General features: G+C 32.4%; 3 tRNA genes. All 3 read right to left on the bottom strand.

Features of this window, described 5'->3' with window-relative positions:
- Window positions 1-91 precede the first annotated feature (91 nt).
- The 3 genes from JS756_RS38985 to JS756_RS38970 all read right to left on the bottom strand — a co-directional run bounded on the left by JS756_RS38985 (window position 92) and on the right by JS756_RS38970 (window position 495).
- A tRNA-Phe gene (locus tag JS756_RS38985) sits at window positions 92-164 on the bottom strand.
- 10 nt (window positions 165-174) lie between these two features.
- A tRNA-Ala gene (locus JS756_RS38980) sits at window positions 175-246 on the bottom strand.
- A gap of 178 nt (window positions 247-424) precedes the next feature.
- Window positions 425-495: transfer RNA gene (locus JS756_RS38970), tRNA-Met, on the bottom strand.
- Between the last annotated feature and the right edge of the window lie 178 nt (window positions 496-673).

The following is a 673-nucleotide window of genomic DNA, read 5'->3' as shown; positions in this document are numbered from 1 at the left end:
ATACTACATTAAGCATAAGAGGAAAGATTTAGGGTTTAGTTATTATTATTAAACCTGTTTAAAATTTTATAAATTTAGCATAGCTATAAATTGCTCGAGATAAGACTTGAACTTATAACCTAATCATCTTCAGTGATCCGCTCTACCAATTGAGCTTCTCAAGCTAAAAAACTATGGAGTTATCAGGACTCGATCCTGAAATAACGATATGCAAAATCGCCGTTTTACCAGTTAAACTATAACCCCCCTCCTCTATAAAATAGATCCGAGAAACGATTTGAACGTTTACGACTTGCGTCACTTAATCTTAAGTTAAGACTGTCTACCTATTCCAGCACTCGGATTATTTAAGACTAAAATGACTTGAACATTTATTCAAACCATCATGAGTGGTTCGCTTTACCTATTAAGCTATAGCCTTTAAAAGCGGGTCTAGGATTCGAACCTAAAATGTATGGTCATGAGCCATATATGTTACCTTTACATCAACCCGCCTATAAACACATTTATTGTTTGTTTTTAAAATTCTAATCCAAGTATACTTTTCACAAGTATCTATACCAATCTATATGATATATGAAAAATATATAAACACCTTAGCTTCCTAATTAAATATAAACCCTTTGACGGAGGATAATTTACCGGCTATGATAAACTAACAATGATACTATAC

The sequence above is a fragment of the Streptomyces actuosus genome (assembly GCF_016921115.1).
In the GTDB taxonomy this organism is placed as follows: Bacteria; Actinomycetota; Actinomycetes; order Streptomycetales; family Streptomycetaceae; genus Streptomyces; species Streptomyces actuosus_A.
The sequence above is the reverse complement of the archived record's forward strand: the minus strand, read 5'-3'. Positions and strand labels throughout refer to the sequence as shown.